This is a genomic window from Bradyrhizobium sp. LB13.1 (assembly GCF_054056815.1).
Window position 1 is genome coordinate 6,412,377 of sequence record NZ_JBSRYQ010000001.1, and the last position, 14,799, is coordinate 6,427,175.

Consider the following 14,799-nt stretch of genomic DNA (forward strand, 5'->3'; position numbering starts at 1 on the left):
CCCTATATAGAGGCACATGTAGAGGCTGCGCGGCGTTTCGCGCAGCGGAATGGATGTGCCCATGGCCAAGATCGCCCGCTCGAAAACCGACCGCTCCTCGCGCTCCGCGACCCGCACCGAGACCGACAGCTTCGGCCCCATCGAGGTCCTCGCCGATCGCTATTGGGGGGCGCAGACCGAACGCTCGCGCCAGAATTTTCGCATCGGCATCGATCACATGCCGATCTCGCTCGTGCATGCGCTCGGCATCGTCAAGCTCGCCGCGGCGCAATCCAACCAGGAGCTCGGCTTGCTCGACCAGCGCCGCGCCAACGCCATCATCCGCGCCGCGCGCGAGGTGATCGAAGGCAAGCTGGACGATCATTTTCCGCTGGTGGTGTGGCAGACCGGCTCGGGCACGCAGAGCAACATGAACCTCAACGAGGTCATCGCCAACCGCGCCAATGAAATGCTCGGCGGCGAGCTCGGCGCCAAGAAGCCGGTCCATCCCAACGATCACGTCAACATGAGCCAGTCGTCGAACGACTCGTTCCCGACCGCGATGCACATCGCGGCGGCAAGCCGTATCAATGCCGATCTCGTCCCGGCCCTCGGCGAGCTGCTCCGTGCACTACGCAAGAAGGAGAAGGAGTTCGCCAAGATCGTCAAGATCGGCCGCACCCACACCCAGGATGCGACGCCGCTGACGCTGGGCCAGGAATTTTCCGGCTACGCCGCGCAGGTCGAGAGCGGCATCGCCCGGCTCAAGGTCGCGGGTGAAGGAGCTCTATCCGCTGGCGCAGGGCGGCACCGCCGTCGGCACCGGCCTCAATTCGAAGCCGCGCTTTGCAAAGCTGTTCGCAAAGCACGCGGCCAGCATCACGAAGCTGCCCTTCACCAGCGCCGCCAACAAATTCGAGGCACTGGCCTCGAACGACGCCTATGTGTCGGCGCACGGCGCCATCAATTCGGTCGCGACCGGCCTGTTCAAGATCGCCAACGACATTCGCCTGCTCGGATCCGGCCCGCGCTCGGGCCTCGGCGAATTGATGCTGCCGGAGAACGAGCCGGGCTCCTCGATCATGCCGGGCAAGGTCAATCCGACGCAGTGCGAGGCGCTGACCATGGTGTGCTGCCAGGTGTTCGGCAATCACACCGCGATCACGGTCGCCGGCAGCCAGGGCCATTTCGAGCTCAACGTCTACAAGCCCGTGCTGGCCTACAACATGCTGCACTCGATCCGGCTGATGGCGGACGCCGCGCGCTCCTTCACCGAGCATTGCGTCAGCGGCATCCGCGCCGACGAGAAGCGCATCAAGGAGCTGATGCAGCGCTCGCTGATGCTGGTGACGGCGCTCGCTCCCAAGATCGGCTACGACAACGCGGCCAAGGTGGCCAAGACGGCGCATGCCAACGGCACCACGCTGAAGGAGGAGGCACTGCGGCTCGGCTTCGTCTCGGCGGACGAGTTCGACCGCCTGGTGCGCCCCGAGAAGATGACCAGCCCGGGATAAAATTCCGAATTCCGATAGCCATCCGTAGTGATACGGACGCGCGCGCTGCAGAAATATGAGGCTTTGAGGGCCGGATTTGATTACCGTCAATGTCGCGGCGGGGCGGTGTGTTACGCAGCCCCTCTGCCCTTCACGGAGCGAAATTCATCGTTTGATGGCCCAAGGGGCCGATTGACGAGGACGAGCGAATGGCGATCAAGTCTTGTGGGGCGCAACGCGGCACCCTGTTTCTGAATGTTTCATCCAGCCCACGGAGGATCGGATGATGGGGACGCGGCATGGGGAACGTCATCAACCTGAAACGTTTCAGGAAGCGCGCCGAGCGGGAAGCCACGGCGAAGCAGGCGGACGCCAACCGAACGAAGTTCGGCCGCACGAAGGCGGAACGGTCGGCGGAGCAGACGCGCGCGGACCAGGCGAAGGCACACTTGGACCAGCACCAGATCGATCGCGAGGAGCAGCCATGAAGTCGCCCGTCGTGAAAAGGTCGATCGTCGTCGCCGGCCACAAGACCAGCGTCAGCCTGGAAGAGGCGTTCTGGAACGGCATGAAGGAGATCTCGGGCCTGCGCAACATGACGCTGTCCGAGCTGGTCGGCGAGATCGACGGCAACCGCCAGCAGGGCAATCTGTCCTCGGCGATCCGCCTGTTCGTGCTGGACTACTTCAAGAGCCGCGCCATGGCCGCCATCCAGTCGGAAAAGGTCCCGGCCCTGTAGCCGCCCTGGCGCCGATCCCCCTCCGTCACGAAGCTGCTACTTTAAAATCACTCTAAGATGCAGCTTCCGCGAGCCAGCGCGCTTGACCTCGATGCCCTGCGTTGAAAATACAGGGCATGACCGACATCCACGATACGCGTCCGCACATGCCGCTGGGTCTGGCCCAGCGCGGCTATACCGGCGTCATCCAGCACCTTTCCGCCAAGGACGCCGGCTCGGCGCTCTCGGACATCGAGCTCGAGAGCCGGCTGATCGAGCTCGGCTTCGTCGAAGGCGCCCGGGTCGAGGTCTTGCATGAGGGGCTGGTCGGGCGCGACCCGATCGCCGTACGGGTCGACAGCATCACGATCGCGGTGCGCCGTCGCGAAGCCATGGCCATTATCGTCGCCTGAAGCGACCGGACCCCAATTCCATGGAATTGCCCCAACTTCATCTCGCCCTGGTCGGCACGCCAAACAGCGGCAAGACCTCGCTGTTCAATGCGCTGACCGGCAGCCGGCAGAAGGTCGCGAACTATCCCGGCGTCACCGTCGAGCGCAAGGAAAGGCTTTTTTGTCACCCCTCTGGGGCGCCAGGTCTCGGTGGTCGACCTGCCCGGCACCTATTCGCTGCGCGGCCGCAGCCCGGACGAGGAGATCACCCGCGACTTCGTGCTCGGCAAGGCCTCCGGCGAGACCGCGCCCGACCTCATCCTGTGCGTGGCCGATTCCACCAATCTGCGGCTGACCATCCGCCTGCTGCTGGAGCTCAAGCGCACCGGCCGGCCGATGGTGCTCGTGCTCAACATGTTCGATATCGCCAGCCGCCGCGGCATCACTATCGACGTCGAGCGGCTCGCCAACGAGCTTGGCGTGCCCGTAGTCACCTCGATCGCGGTGCGCAAGGGCGGCACGGCCGACCTGCTGGCGCTGACGGACGAGATTTCGGCAAAGCTCGCCGCCGAGCCGGGGGAGAACAATTGGCGTGTGCTCAGCGTGGCCGAACTGCGCGCCACCCAGCGCGAGGCCGACCGCATCATCGCCGATTGCGTCAGCCTGCCGAGCCGGCCCGACACCTGGACGGCGCGGATCGACGCGATCGTGCTGCACCCCGTCGGCGGGCTGATCGTGCTCGCGGCTATCCTGTTCGTGATGTTCCAGGCGGTGTTCGCCTGGGCGCAGCCGCTGATGGAGCTGCTCAACTCGGGCTTCGACTCGCTCGGCGAGTTCGTGCACGCCACCCTGCCCGCCGGCCTGCTGCAGAGCTTCCTTCAGAACGGCGTGATCTCGGGCGTCGGCAGCGTGATTGTGTTTCTGCCGCAGATCATCATCATCTTCCTGTTCATCCTGCTGCTGGAAGATTTCGGCTACATGGCGCGCGCCGCGTTCCTGATGGACCGCATCATGGGCGGCGCAGGCCTGCACGGCCGCGCCTTCATTCCGCTGCTGTCGAGCTTCGCCTGCGCCATCCCCGGCATCATGGCGACGCGCGTCATCGACAACAAGCGCGATCGGCTGACCACGATCCTGATCGCGCCGCTGATGACCTGCTCGGCGCGCATTCCGGTCTACACGCTGATCATCTCCGCCTTCATTCCGGCAAAGGACGTCTGGGGCTTCATCAACCTCCAGGGCCTCGTGATGTTCGGGCTCTACGCCGCCGGCATCATCAGCGCGCTTGCCGTCTCGTTCCTCATCAAATTCTTCATGCTGCGCGACTATGCGCCGGCGCCGTTCATGCTGGAGCTGCCCGACTACAAAATGCCGCGGCTGAAATCGATCGCGATCGGCGTCTATACGCGGGCCAAGATGTTCCTGCACCGTGCCGGCACCACGATCTTCTCGATGATGGTGCTGATCTGGTTCCTGGCCTCGTTCCCGCAGCCGCCCGTTGGCGCAACCGAACCGGCGATCGACTTCAGCCTGGCCGCGATCATCGGCAAGGCGCTTGCGCCGCTGCTCGCGCCCGTCGGCTTCAACTGGCAGATCGCGGTCGCGCTGATCCCGGGCATGGCGGCACGCGAGGTCGCGGTCGCCGCGCTCGGCACCGTTTATGCGATCGAAGGCGGCAAGGAAGCGGCCGAGCAGATCGGCCAGGTGCTGGCGACGAAATGGTCGCTCGCGACCGCGCTGTCGATGCTGGCCTGGTACATCTTCGCCCCGCAATGCGCATCCACGCTGGCCGTGATCCGGCGCGAGACCGGAAGCTGGACCTGGATGGCCGTCACCTTCGGCTACATGCTGGTGCTGGCCTATGCGGCGAGCCTCCTGACCTACAACGTCGCGGTCGCGTTCGGGGCGGGCTGAAGCCTCTCGACACCAAAACCGCGAAAACAACCCCATGCACAGTAGACCGATGCTGTGAAATCAACAGCTTACTTGCGCTAAAATGATCCGAGCGTAGCCGGGACAGAACCCACGCGTCGGCACACAGGCCGGTTGCCCCGTCGGGCAAAACAGGCGCATGATGGCATGGTCCGAGAATTGGCGAGACGCTCCGTGACGGCAGGACACGCCGGCGTGGCAGGCCTTCTCAGCCGCTCGCCTGTGTCGCCGGGAACGACGCGGTGAACACCGTTTCATCCCGCACCGACGACGCGACGATCAACCCGCCATGGGCGCGCGCGATCTCCTGGGCAATGTACAGTCCGAGCCCAAGCCCTTTCTGGTTCGGCAGAACGTCGCCACGATCGAACGCAGTGAAAAGGCGCGGCATCGCCTCCGCCGGAATTGGCGCACCTTTGTTGACAATGCTGATGTCGAAGCCAGCTCCGGTCGTTTGCGCCAGCACCCTGATCGGCTCGTTGGCCGCTCCATAGGAAATCGCGTTGCCGAGAAGATTGGACAGCATCTGACCTATGCGGCCGGCGTCGATCCTCACAGTCCCCGGAATGTTGATGACCGTTTCGATATCGCGATCCGGATGCACGTTCTCGAACTCTGCGACAATCTGCTTGATGACAGGCTCGAGTGCCTGTTCTCTCAGCTCGAGCTGCATCCCGGCACCGAGCCGCGTGCGGGCGAGGTCCATGACATTGTCGATCAGACCCGCCATCCGGGCGACGCTTTCCTTGCAGAAGGTTGATCCAGTTCTGCCCCTCTTCATCGACCTTCTTGTTCAGAAGCCGCAGGCCGCCCTGGATCGCGGCAAGAGGGTTTCTGAGGTCGTGACCGAGCACGGCGATAAACTGCTCGCGCAGTTCGGCATTCTGTCGTTCCAGCGCCAGCCTGTTCTCGATCAGTTCGACGCGGTCGCCCGCGTCGAGGTGAGACGCGATCAGCTCGGCAAAAAGCTTGAACATCCCGATGACTTCGGGTGTCCGAAGCTTGCGCGGCTTCGGATCGATCGCGCAAAGAGTCCCGAAGAATGAACCGTCGGGAAGGATGATCGGCACGGAGATGTAGCTTTGGAAGCCATATTGCGCGGGCGTGTGATGCTTGAAGTACCCGGCATCCTCGCTGACATTCTCGATGACGACCGCCTCACGGCTCTGCCGGATCTCATGGCAGATCGTGGTCTCGACCTTGAGCTCGTCACCGGGTTTCAGCCCGAACGCAAGTTCGTCACGCGAGGCACAGGTGATCCACCTGTCCTCCGTGACGCGGGCAACGGCCGTAAATCCCATGCCGGTGGTCCGGCTGACCACGTCCAGGATAGTCGAGACCGCAGCGATTCCGCTGACCTTGGCTATGTCGCGCTCGAAATCCATTGCCGCTCCGCGTCGGAACATTCGCCCCGGGGCGACCGTCACCCCAACCAAAGCGCATCCTTGCAACATTGAAAGCACTGCCAGCCAGGTTATTCCACGTCAATGTTGCTCGACGCCCCACCGTGGAAGCGGCTATCTGTTCCTATGGAACATTTCAGCACGGGGAGACTGACCGCCGAGAGGCTTCGTGAAGATCACCTGGCCGACCTCGTCGCATTGCATCTCGATGCCGAGGTATCCCGATATCTCGGCGGCGTGCGCCCGGCGGAGACGACCAGGACCTATCTCGGCGCCAACATGGCGCATTGGGACCGGCACGGTTTTGGGCTCTGGGTGCTGCGAACCAAAGACGGGGCATTCGCCGGACGGGCGGGCATCCGGCACATTCTGGTGGATGATATCGACGAGATCGAGATTGCCTACGCATTCAAGCGCGAATTCTGGGGCTGTGGACTTGCAAGCGAGACCGCGATCGCGCTGACGGATATCGGACTGTTACACCACGAGCTGCCGTCCCTCATCGGCCTGGTCTGTGTCGGCAATGGCGCATCGCGCCGCGTGCTGGAGAAGTCCAACTATCTCCTCGAGCGAAGCACGATCCGGCACGGCGAAGACGTCGTGATCTACCGGATCCGGCGATGAGACCCGGCCTGGAGATCACTCGGTGCGCAGTCGGACAACCGATTGTGGCAGAGACGCGAGAAACGCGCAGGATCAAGCTGGCTTATGAGCCAGCACCGTTCCGATCCGCTCCTTTTTAAGCGCAAACTGTGCCGCCAATGCGAGGCCGAATGCCAAACAAAACGTCGTACCGGCCGCAATGAAGCGCAGCTTATTGGTTTCCCAGATCGCACCCTCCCTGTGCCACCAGCGACAGCAAGGGCGGAAGAAGCAAAAACACATTGGTTGCCGCAAAGCCGAAGCAATTGAACAGTCGCCACGCTACCGTTCGTAGGGAATTATCGATGTCCGGCAAATCGGAGCAGCTCTGCCTGTCGAGATAGTACGAAATATAAACGGTCACGAGCGCGGGCCCGAGCCCCCACCGCAACATCGCATAGTAAAGACTGACAACAGACATTTCCCGCAGATTCCCCTCTCCAAAGTAATGGACGGCCACCGTCAGACCGGCGGGCCCTACGACCAGCGCGACCAGAAAACTCCAGCAATAGGTGGTGAGGTGCGACGGATCTGAATGGCTTCCCAGCGAAGAAATCGCAAATCGAAGCAAAAGAACGACGACGATCGCCAATCCATAATTGCAAAGTGAATACATGACCCATGCCATCGAGCGATTAGGGTCTTGCGCCAAAACAATACCCTTGCCTTGCAGCACGTCATAAACGACGGCCGAAATGGCCACGCCCAGATAGACGGAACAGATCAGTGCAATAATATAGACAATCCAGTACCGTAAGGGATTGTCGTGAACAGGAGCATCAATTTCGATGCCGAATTTGTTGGCCTCATTGCGCAGGTCAATTCGAGAGCCGTTGCGGTAGATCAGGTAGCACGCAACAAGACGGGCAAATCGATTGTAGAGCTCTTTGATCAATTGCGTGGCCTGGGCGCAGCGAGGCCCGTTAGCACGCCGGCCTTCCACTGGCTCATTGTCGGCGACGTCAGCTGAAAGTCTGCCATGAGCTTGTCGAAACCAAAGCTGTCCTCGGTAAAGAAGGTGGCGTCATCGCCAGCGTCGTGCCCCTGCGTCAGCCACCATTTCATGTAGCAAATTTCCGCCCACATTCGATCCGGGGTATTGGGATCCTTGCGGAAGTCCTGATCCACGATCTCCGGCGAATTCGCAACGACTTCCGAGACCGCATTCTCTGGCACGCGCAGCGAAAAGCGGATTTGCGCCATGATCTGCTTCGCGAGTTGAGGCACGCTGATCCAACTCTGGATCACGTCGCGGACCATCAGCAGGACGTTCCACTGAGCCTCCTTTGTAAGGAGGAACAAATACACGGCCCCCATTGCGGCGATCACGGTCAGGTAGGGCGCAGACTGACCTTTCGCAGCCTGTATGACGGCGTCCGGAATCGCAGGGACCAATGGCGCCAAGGCAATGACGTCCCGATTCTCATGGATGAGAAGAAGGAAAAAGCAGCACGAGAATATGACAAAGATGAAACCGCCCAATCGATACTGCTGTCGGGTCGTCATGTATCTCGGGAAAGTCGGTACTTCGGCAATGGTCACGGCGCGGCCAAAGGCTTGCCAAGCCAATCGGGCCGCCACGACCAAACCCAACAAGGTGATGGACCAGCGCACCAACGAAGGAAGGAGTTCGGACGCGGTGTCGCCGAACTCATCGGCGGAGGCTTGTGTCGATACCAATATGGAGATGACAATTCCCCAACACGATGCTAGCCATTGCCAGAACTCCCTCTTGAGCGAGATAGTTCGAACGGGCCGCTCTACGCGGAATTTGAACAAACCGTAAATCCGGCGCGTCGGCGTGTGTGTGAACTAATTCACATCCTCTGGGAGTTTTTGTGCAACTCTCTCGGGCAAGAGGCACAATGCCTTGTCCGCAAGACCCCGACATCTCAACCAGGCGAGCCGGAAACGAAATCCGGTGCGGCCGGGATTGCCGTCACCTCGGCGGAGCGCTGATCTCCGTCGGCATGACACCGGCCTGCCTGAATGGCGAAGCCAACGTCTTCGAGATCAATTCGAATGATGATTGGTACGGTTTGTCAGCCGGCTATTCCAATGTTGCAGGCACGCGATCCCTTGTCCTGCGCTCGGCCCGTTAGCGTGGGCCGCCGTGTCCATCCTCCGGATCGCTCTCCGGCTCGCGGATCAGCACCGCGGGTTCGTCATAGCCTTTGCGGCTGCTGTAGAACACCAGCGCCATGAGGCCGATGCCGACGACCAGCGAGAACACGACGCCGAGCACCAGCGCAACATAGCCCGACGCCGGCACGCCGTTATCGGTGCTGGTCCAGCCGAGATAGCCGAGAACGCACGCGGCGACGAGCAACGCGCACAGCACCGCAATGACCACCCATCTCGCGAGCTTGCCCTCTCGCGGGCTGGACGTCTCGGTTGCCGGTTGCTCATTGGTGCTGTTCATGGAGCTCTCCTCAAGCGTGGCCGCATTATGTTACGGCACAGTGGCCTTGGTCGCAATCGCATGCAGGGCCGCCGTCATCGCGGCAACCGCAGCCTTTGCCGGCTCGCCGGCGCCGTGACGCCCAGCGAGATAGGCCGGATCGTTGTAGGACAGCCAGGTCGCACCTTGCTCGTCCTGCCAGACCAGTGCCTTCAGCGGAAGGTCGATGCCAGCGGTCTGCGCCTGCTGCATCAACGGCGTGCCGCCCTTGGCGTTGCCGAAGATCAGCAGATCGGTCGCCCTCGGGCGCAATGTCAGCCCGACAGCGGCAGCGCCCGCGGCGTGATCGACATGGGCAAACACCGCGAGGCCTTTGGCTTTCACCTCTGTCTCGAGCCGCTTCATCGTGTCTTCCGGTCCAAAACTGCTCTTGATGGTGATGAGTCCGTCTGCGGCCATTGCTTGTGCCTCCGATAAACATGACGCTGCGACCAGAGCGATGATCCTGATCAGTGCCGAAAGCTTCATGACCGCTCGCTTACTTCTTGCGGAATAGTTTCGCCGGGTCGAACTCCGGTTCCGGAATGAAGCCGTCGCGATTGGGCATCTTGATCTTCGGCAAGCTTTCCTTGTCGACCTTGCCGTCCGCTGGAATGATGCCGTTGAGGCTCAGGATGTAAGCGGTGACGGCATAGGTTTCGTCCGTGCTGAGCGAGCCGGGCGTCGGATACGGCATGGCGCGATGGATGTAGTCGAACAAGGTCGTCGCATAGGGCCAGAAGCTGCCGACCGTCTTGACCGGCATGTTGGAGGTGAGCGTGCCCTGTCCTCCAGCGAGACGATCCTTGATGCCGCCCTGGCCATTGTCGCCATGACAGGCCGCGCAATTGTCGGCGAAGATCTGCTTGCCTGGCGCCACCGCGCCGCTGCCGTCCGGAAGCCCTTTGCCGTCAGGTCCGACATCGATGTCCCACAGCTTGATCTCCCCCGGCGTCGCTGGACGGCCGAAATCGAACCCCAGCGCGGGTGTCGCGAGCAGGCCCAGGGTGAGCGCGACTGCGAGAAACAGCTTGCTATGCGAGGACATTGCGGACCCTCCCGGCCTCGTCGATGCTCCAGGTCTGCTGGGCGTTGTAATGAAACAGCGCGTTAGTCCCCATCGCGGCGATGAAGGACTGCCGGTCCGGTTGAACATTGCCCTGGTCGTCAGTCGAACGGCTCACGATCTTGGTCGGTTTGCCGTCCCACGCCCAATCCATCTGGAATCGGACCTGGGCCTTGGACAACACCGGTTGGCTCAATTGCGCGGGCGTCCACGTCTTCGCGCCATCGGTCGAGATTTCGACCTTGGCGATCTTGCCATGGCCGCTCCAGGCAAGACCCGATATGCGATTGTAACCCGGCTGGATCTGCATCATGCCCGAGGGGTGCGTGATGACGGAGTTGGTCTCCATCCTCAGCTGAAACTGCCTCGCCTTACCGTTCGCGAGCAGCTGTGTGTAGCGCGCCGTCTCCCAACGCGTCATCCACGGTTCGTTGCCGAACTTGAGCCGGCGGAGCCATTTGATATTGAGATTGCCCTCGAAGCCCGGCATCACCAGCCGCATCGGAAAGCCATGCGCGGGCCGCAACGGCTCCCCGTTCTGCCCGTAGGCGACGAAGGCCTCGTTCACGATCTCTTCGGTGAGCGGAATGCTGCGGTCGACGCCCGCGCCGTCGCCGCCCTCCGCGAGCATCCAGTTCGAGCTCTTGTCCTTGGCTACGAGATCAATCAGGAATTTGAGCGGCACGCCGGTCCATTCATTGGTGCTGACGAGGCCATGTGTGTTCTGCACCGTCACATCGGGATCGGCCTTTTTCCAGTTTTCCCATCCGTTGCCAGTGCATTCGATAAAAACGATCCGCGTGACCGACGACATCCGCTTGAGATCGTCGACGCTGAAAACCAGCGGCTTCCGAATCATGCCGTGGATGAGAAGCCGGTGCTGCGCAGGATCGATATCGGGGACGCCGGAATGGCTGCGTTCGTAATGCAAATCGGTTGGCGTGATGTTTCCAACCAGCTTCTGATGCGGCGTCTTGGAGTTGATGGCATCGCCCGGGTCGATGTTGCGCTTGCCCGGCGTGGATTCGGGGATGCGATCGATCTTGGCAAAACGTGAGCGTTCGCTGTGAGCGCTCAGATCGGCGCCGGGCCCGCGATCGGGCACATCGGCCAACGTTTCCGCGCCAGCGGCTTCGGTTGCAACCGCACCCACGATACCGGCCGACAGGCCTGTCACGAAGCCGCGACGCGAAACGTTTCGCGGCGCGCGGCAACAAGTCGATTGGCGTCCTGGACGTCATGCGATCTCCCCTTGATAGACGTACGTTTTGGAAATCCCGGCCGCTCTCATGTCGTGATATTTGCCGAACGCCGCGAAGATTGCTCGTTAGGTTGTGAAACCATGAGCACCAGCTCATTCGCTCGAAGATTGCCAGCATTCCTATCTTGCCGACGCGGCGAGGACCTGGTGGCGATCATTATTCCGATCGAGCAAGGCCATGTTATTTCCCGCGAATGACTTGACGCGCGTAGGTTAGATGCGCTTTGCCGCTCCGTGGAATGGCCGGGCGGCTCGGATTCATGTCCGGGCGGATCAAGGGGTGACGGATGTCGGAGGCGGACGCAGCGGACTTGTTGAAAGCGATGGTGCCGCTATTCAGAATCCGCCCTGTGTTCGAGGATTCCTGCAGATTTGGTGGCAGCTGGGAGTCGTTACACGCGCCGAACGGCAAGGGATGGGCGCAATTCCACATGGTCACGCGCGGCTCCTGCACGGTCGAGAGGCCGGGCTTGGGCTCGCAGCGGCTCGAAGCGGGTGACATCCTCCTCCTGCCGCATGGCGACAGTCACGCGGTCCGAAGCCAGATCGGAGGCGCTGTCGGGCAGATAGCGACCGAGGTCAAAAACGGCGTCCGCCAGCGAGCGACGATCGACGCTGACGCCGATACCGAACTCCTGTGTGGCCGGTTCCTGTTTGAAACGTCGGACAGGAACCCCCTGATCGCAGCTCTTCCCGACGAAATCATTGTCCGCACGGCGGGCGAACCGCTCCTGGAAAGGTTTCGGCACCTGTTCATCGACATTCGTGACGAGCTGGATGCAGGAAGGTTTGGCTCGGAGGTGGTCGCGGCCGACCTCGCAAGGGCGCTGTTCGTCATGATCCTCCGCGACCATCTCGCCGACGATGCTTCCGGGAATAGTACGGTGTCGCTCCTGCGGGACCGCATAACGGCTCGTGCCGTGTCGGCGATCCTCGACGATCTCGCCCGGGACTGGACGCTCGACGAGATGGCGGCGGTCGCGATATCCTCGCGCGCAAGTTTGGTGCGCGCCTTTCGGAAGCGCGCAGGCATTGCTCCAATGGCGTTCCTTGCCGATTTGAGGCTGACGATCGCGCGCAAACGGTTGGCCGGCACCTCTGATCCGATTGCGAAAATCGCAGGCGAGGTCGGCTATGCATCCGAAGGCGCGCTGAGCAAAGCCATCATGCGCAGATACGGCATGCGGCCCGGCGCTCTGAGAATGGCGCAGCCGGGCGAAGCGCGATCCGTCACGGCGAAGACGTCGTGATCGACTGGAGAGAGGCTGCCTGACGCTTCAGCCGGTGCGCAGACGGACAACCGATTGCGGCAGAGAGGCGAGAAACAACACCGCGCAGACGCACAGCAGGACGATGTCCTTGAACAGAAACTCGCCGGTCAGATTCCACGCCATCGGATCGAACGAAAGGCTCCATTTGACGACATCAGGCGTCGTGAAGAAGAACGACCACGTGATCGCGAAGGTCACCATGCCCATGAACGAGCCGAGGGCGGACAGGACCGGGCTGAAGCTGCCTGCCGCGAGCAGCCCCGCGATCACGAATTCGGCGACACCGAGGAAATATGCCTCTCCCCTCAAGCCGAACACCGACAGCCAGGAGATGATCGGGCTGTTGCTGATGAACTGAGCGATGCCCTGCGCGGATTGCGGCGTGAATTTCTGCATTCCAAACGAAACGAATATGATCACCATGACCCAGCGGAGAATGGCGAGGGGACGATAGGAACCGCCTCCATTCTCAGCGACATTGAATTTCTTCATCCGACCATGTCTCCCCGGTTGCACATCCATCAGCTCTGCGAGAATACGTTCGCTGAAGGCTGTACGAAGGGCAGCTTCCGTCGTTACCCATGTCGGCAGGTTCCGGAGATCACAGATGCGTGCGATGCGCGTGTCCGCGCGGCCTACGGCTAACGCCGCCGTCGGCGCATTGATGTGCCATTGGGCATCTGCGGCGTCTTACCTGAAATACCCCAGCACCAGATCGACATCCGCGCTGCCCGCGACCGTACCGTTCAGCTCGGCGTCGATGACGCGGCGGCAGGCTTCGATCGCGGCGTGGTCGCCCAGATCGTTGGCGGCTTCCAGCACGAGCCAGGCGGCGTCGACCGAGGCCTGGTCCGATGCTCCGCCGGCATCGGCGTTGAGGTTCGTCTTGCGAACGGCGGTGCCGAATTGAGGTAACATTGCAGATACTCCCTCTCGCTCAGTGCACCTGGAGCTCGGGCTGACGGCCCGCTTCGGTGCCGGCGCTGTTCTTGCGCGACTGATAGCACTTCAAAACGCTGCGTGATGTCTCGATCTTGAGCTTGCCGAAATCGCGCTCGCTGTCGTGAAGCTCACGCGCCGTGATCAGATGATCCTTGGCGCCGAGGAACAGCAGCGACATGGTCGTGTCCCAGGAGAAGTCGAGCGCCTTGCACAGCACCAGGATCATCTCGCGATTGCGGTCCATCATCGCACGCTCGATCACGTCGACCGGCAGCGACGACAACAGTGACAGGCCGATCTGCACCTCGTCGAACCGGTGCTGGCGCGCGTAGTTCGAGATCGAGTCTTGGTTCAGGTTGCCCTGCCGGTACTGCGTCGTCACCACGCGCTTGGCGACGAAATAGCTGCGCGAGGACGGACCGAACTTCGACTGCAGGTCGCCGGTGACCCCTGTCACCGAGCTCTGGATCTGCGCCATCATCTCGGGCCGCTCGGTCTCGAGCCGGTGGCGGACGTCTTCCGACGCCTTCGAGATGAGCTGCTGGAAGATGTGGCGCGGCACGTCCTTGCGCAGGCCAAGCTGCTCGGCAAGAATCGAGTCGCCCTCGGCGCGGCGGACCATGTGGAGCAGGCCCGAACCGGAGAAGCGCGCGCCCTCGTTCCTGGCAACCGACGTCACGACCGCCTGGTCGCCGCGCTTGACCAGCACGTCGGTGACGGCCTCGCCGATCGATTTGCGCTGAGCGATCGCGAGCAGGTGCGACTGGCCTTTGGTCATGGCGCTCTCGACCAGCATCTTCTCGTCGATGCGCGTGGAGTCGCGCAGCACGGGACCGGCGACGGCGATCTCGTCGTCGAGGGCGAGCTTCTCGATGACGTTGAGCGGGGCGTGATCGCACGCCGACATCAACTCCGAGAGCTGCACGCGCGCGGCGACCTCGATCTCGTCGGCGAGCCGGCCGATCACCTCGCCGAACGTGCTGATCTCGTCGTCGCTGTAGCGGCCGGTGATCAGAATGTCGGTCGCATGCCACAACGCCTTCGTCCGGCTTTCGTCGGAGCCGCGCGCGATCGCGTCGTCCAGATCCTGCAGAAGTGTTGTCGCCCCGTTCATCTCGATATCCCCAGTTCTTGGCGAACCGTCCCGCCTGTGCTGGCGCGACGCCGAATTCCTCTGGGAGCCAGACTAGGGAACAAACGCGCAAATCCGGTAAAATCGGCAGAGCAGTTTTGCCGAGCAAAATTCAATAAAATGCGAGG

Annotated in this window: 15 protein-coding genes and 4 pseudogenes; 8 read left to right on the top strand and 11 right to left on the bottom strand. The window is 62.0% G+C overall.

The features are described 5' to 3' along the window. Nucleotides 1-49: 49 nt before the first annotated feature. From fumC to feoB, 5 genes and pseudogenes are all read left to right on the top strand, one after another. Nucleotides 50-1,493: pseudogene (fumC, locus tag ACVWYI_RS31045) on the top strand (class II fumarate hydratase). A 278-nt stretch (nucleotides 1,494-1,771) separates the two neighbouring features. Next, nucleotides 1,772-1,960, top strand: a complete 189-nt coding sequence (locus ACVWYI_RS31050) for a DUF4169 family protein (RefSeq protein ID WP_247347585.1) — start codon at nucleotides 1,772-1,774, stop codon at nucleotides 1,958-1,960. Next, nucleotides 1,957-2,211, top strand: coding sequence for a ribbon-helix-helix domain-containing protein (locus ACVWYI_RS31055; protein ID WP_247329715.1), 255 nt, complete (start codon nucleotides 1,957-1,959; stop codon nucleotides 2,209-2,211). The genes ACVWYI_RS31050 and ACVWYI_RS31055 overlap by 4 nt, the downstream gene beginning before the upstream one ends. Nucleotides 2,212-2,327: 116 nt before the next feature. Further along, nucleotides 2,328-2,603 (top strand): FeoA family protein, encoded by a 276-nt coding sequence (locus ACVWYI_RS31060; RefSeq protein ID WP_247347587.1) that lies wholly within the window; start codon nucleotides 2,328-2,330, stop codon nucleotides 2,601-2,603. Between the two features lie 20 nt (nucleotides 2,604-2,623). After that, nucleotides 2,624-4,496 (top strand): annotated as a pseudogene (gene feoB / locus ACVWYI_RS31065) (ferrous iron transporter B). A 226-nt stretch (nucleotides 4,497-4,722) separates the two neighbouring features. On the opposite strand, the gene ACVWYI_RS31070 reads toward feoB, so the two are convergent. Together ACVWYI_RS31070 and ACVWYI_RS31075 are read right to left on the bottom strand one after the other, a co-directional pair. Further along, nucleotides 4,723-5,244: a sensor histidine kinase gene (locus ACVWYI_RS31070; RefSeq protein ID WP_456664053.1), complete on the bottom strand. Its 522-nt coding sequence runs from the start codon at nucleotides 5,242-5,244 to the stop codon at nucleotides 4,723-4,725. Between the two features lie 79 nt (nucleotides 5,245-5,323). Further along, a pseudogene (locus ACVWYI_RS31075) lies at nucleotides 5,324-5,968 on the bottom strand (GAF domain-containing protein); the annotation flags it as partial. Nucleotides 5,969-6,043: 75 nt separating this feature from the next. Here ACVWYI_RS31075 and ACVWYI_RS31080 point away from each other — a divergent pair. Next, complete coding sequence (locus ACVWYI_RS31080) at nucleotides 6,044-6,541, top strand: GNAT family N-acetyltransferase (RefSeq protein WP_456664054.1); 498 nt, start codon at nucleotides 6,044-6,046, stop codon at nucleotides 6,539-6,541. Nucleotides 6,542-6,731: 190 nt separating this feature from the next. On the opposite strand, the gene ACVWYI_RS31085 is transcribed toward ACVWYI_RS31080, so the two are convergent. From ACVWYI_RS31085 to soxC, 6 genes are all read right to left on the bottom strand, one after another. Next, on the bottom strand, nucleotides 6,732-7,454 hold the full coding sequence (locus ACVWYI_RS31085; protein ID WP_456664055.1) for a hypothetical protein: 723 nt from the start codon (nucleotides 7,452-7,454) through the stop codon (nucleotides 6,732-6,734). After that, a complete protein-coding gene (locus ACVWYI_RS31090) occupies nucleotides 7,451-8,338 on the bottom strand; it encodes a hypothetical protein (protein WP_456664056.1) in 888 nt (295 codons plus the stop codon). Before ACVWYI_RS31090 ends, ACVWYI_RS31085 begins: the two co-directional genes overlap by 4 nt. 319 nt (nucleotides 8,339-8,657) lie before the next feature. After that, nucleotides 8,658-8,981 carry a hypothetical protein gene (locus ACVWYI_RS31095; protein ID WP_247347597.1) on the bottom strand — a complete coding sequence of 108 codons (324 nt, stop codon included), beginning with the start codon at nucleotides 8,979-8,981 and terminating at the stop codon, nucleotides 8,658-8,660. 30 nt (nucleotides 8,982-9,011) lie between these two features. After that, nucleotides 9,012-9,488, bottom strand: a complete 477-nt coding sequence (locus ACVWYI_RS31100; protein WP_456664057.1) for a DUF302 domain-containing protein — start codon at nucleotides 9,486-9,488, stop codon at nucleotides 9,012-9,014. Nucleotides 9,489-9,498: 10 nt separating this feature from the next. Beyond that, nucleotides 9,499-10,047 carry a c-type cytochrome gene (locus ACVWYI_RS31105; RefSeq protein ID WP_354104651.1) on the bottom strand — a complete coding sequence of 183 codons (549 nt, stop codon included), beginning with the start codon at nucleotides 10,045-10,047 and terminating at the stop codon, nucleotides 9,499-9,501. After that, a complete protein-coding gene (soxC, locus tag ACVWYI_RS31110) occupies nucleotides 10,034-11,242 on the bottom strand; it encodes a sulfite dehydrogenase (RefSeq protein WP_456664058.1) in 1,209 nt (402 codons plus the stop codon). Before soxC ends, ACVWYI_RS31105 begins: the two co-directional genes overlap by 14 nt. 407 nt (nucleotides 11,243-11,649) lie before the next feature. Here soxC and ACVWYI_RS31115 point away from each other — a divergent pair. Next, a pseudogene (locus tag ACVWYI_RS31115) lies at nucleotides 11,650-12,126 on the top strand (cupin domain-containing protein); the annotation flags it as partial. A 36-nt stretch (nucleotides 12,127-12,162) separates the two neighbouring features. Next, nucleotides 12,163-12,576, top strand: coding sequence for a helix-turn-helix domain-containing protein (locus tag ACVWYI_RS31120; protein WP_456664594.1), 414 nt, complete (start codon nucleotides 12,163-12,165; stop codon nucleotides 12,574-12,576). Between the two features lie 27 nt (nucleotides 12,577-12,603). On the opposite strand, the gene ACVWYI_RS31125 is transcribed toward ACVWYI_RS31120, so the two are convergent. The 3 genes from ACVWYI_RS31125 to ACVWYI_RS31135 form a co-directional block, all read right to left on the bottom strand. Further along, nucleotides 12,604-13,089, bottom strand: coding sequence for a YkgB family protein (locus ACVWYI_RS31125; protein WP_456648892.1), 486 nt, complete (start codon nucleotides 13,087-13,089; stop codon nucleotides 12,604-12,606). Nucleotides 13,090-13,287: 198 nt separating this feature from the next. Then, a complete protein-coding gene (locus ACVWYI_RS31130; protein WP_456648891.1) occupies nucleotides 13,288-13,515 on the bottom strand; it encodes a hypothetical protein in 228 nt (75 codons plus the stop codon). A 19-nt stretch (nucleotides 13,516-13,534) separates the two neighbouring features. Next, on the bottom strand, nucleotides 13,535-14,653 hold the full coding sequence (locus ACVWYI_RS31135) for a DUF2336 domain-containing protein (protein WP_456648890.1): 1,119 nt from the start codon (nucleotides 14,651-14,653) through the stop codon (nucleotides 13,535-13,537). Between the last annotated feature and the right edge of the window lie 146 nt (nucleotides 14,654-14,799).

Coding starts and splice junctions, on each gene's coding strand:
- ACVWYI_RS31050 (WP_247347585.1), top strand. CDS start 1,772: ATGGGGAACGTCATCAACCTGAAACGTTTCAGGAAGCGCGCCGAGCGG.
- ACVWYI_RS31055 (WP_247329715.1), top strand. CDS start 1,957: ATGAAGTCGCCCGTCGTGAAAAGGTCGATCGTCGTCGCCGGCCACAAG.
- ACVWYI_RS31060 (WP_247347587.1), top strand. CDS start 2,328: ATGACCGACATCCACGATACGCGTCCGCACATGCCGCTGGGTCTGGCC.
- ACVWYI_RS31070 (WP_456664053.1), bottom strand. CDS start 5,244: ATGGCGGGTCTGATCGACAATGTCATGGACCTCGCCCGCACGCGGCTC.
- ACVWYI_RS31080 (WP_456664054.1), top strand. CDS start 6,044: ATGGAACATTTCAGCACGGGGAGACTGACCGCCGAGAGGCTTCGTGAA.
- ACVWYI_RS31095 (WP_247347597.1), bottom strand. CDS start 8,981: ATGAACAGCACCAATGAGCAACCGGCAACCGAGACGTCCAGCCCGCGA.
- ACVWYI_RS31100 (WP_456664057.1), bottom strand. CDS start 9,488: ATGAAGCTTTCGGCACTGATCAGGATCATCGCTCTGGTCGCAGCGTCA.
- ACVWYI_RS31105 (WP_354104651.1), bottom strand. CDS start 10,047: ATGTCCTCGCATAGCAAGCTGTTTCTCGCAGTCGCGCTCACCCTGGGC.
- ACVWYI_RS31120 (WP_456664594.1), top strand. CDS start 12,163: ATGATCCTCCGCGACCATCTCGCCGACGATGCTTCCGGGAATAGTACG.
- ACVWYI_RS31125 (WP_456648892.1), bottom strand. CDS start 13,089: ATGAAGAAATTCAATGTCGCTGAGAATGGAGGCGGTTCCTATCGTCCC.
- ACVWYI_RS31130 (WP_456648891.1), bottom strand. CDS start 13,515: ATGTTACCTCAATTCGGCACCGCCGTTCGCAAGACGAACCTCAACGCC.
- ACVWYI_RS31135 (WP_456648890.1), bottom strand. CDS start 14,653: ATGAACGGGGCGACAACACTTCTGCAGGATCTGGACGACGCGATCGCG.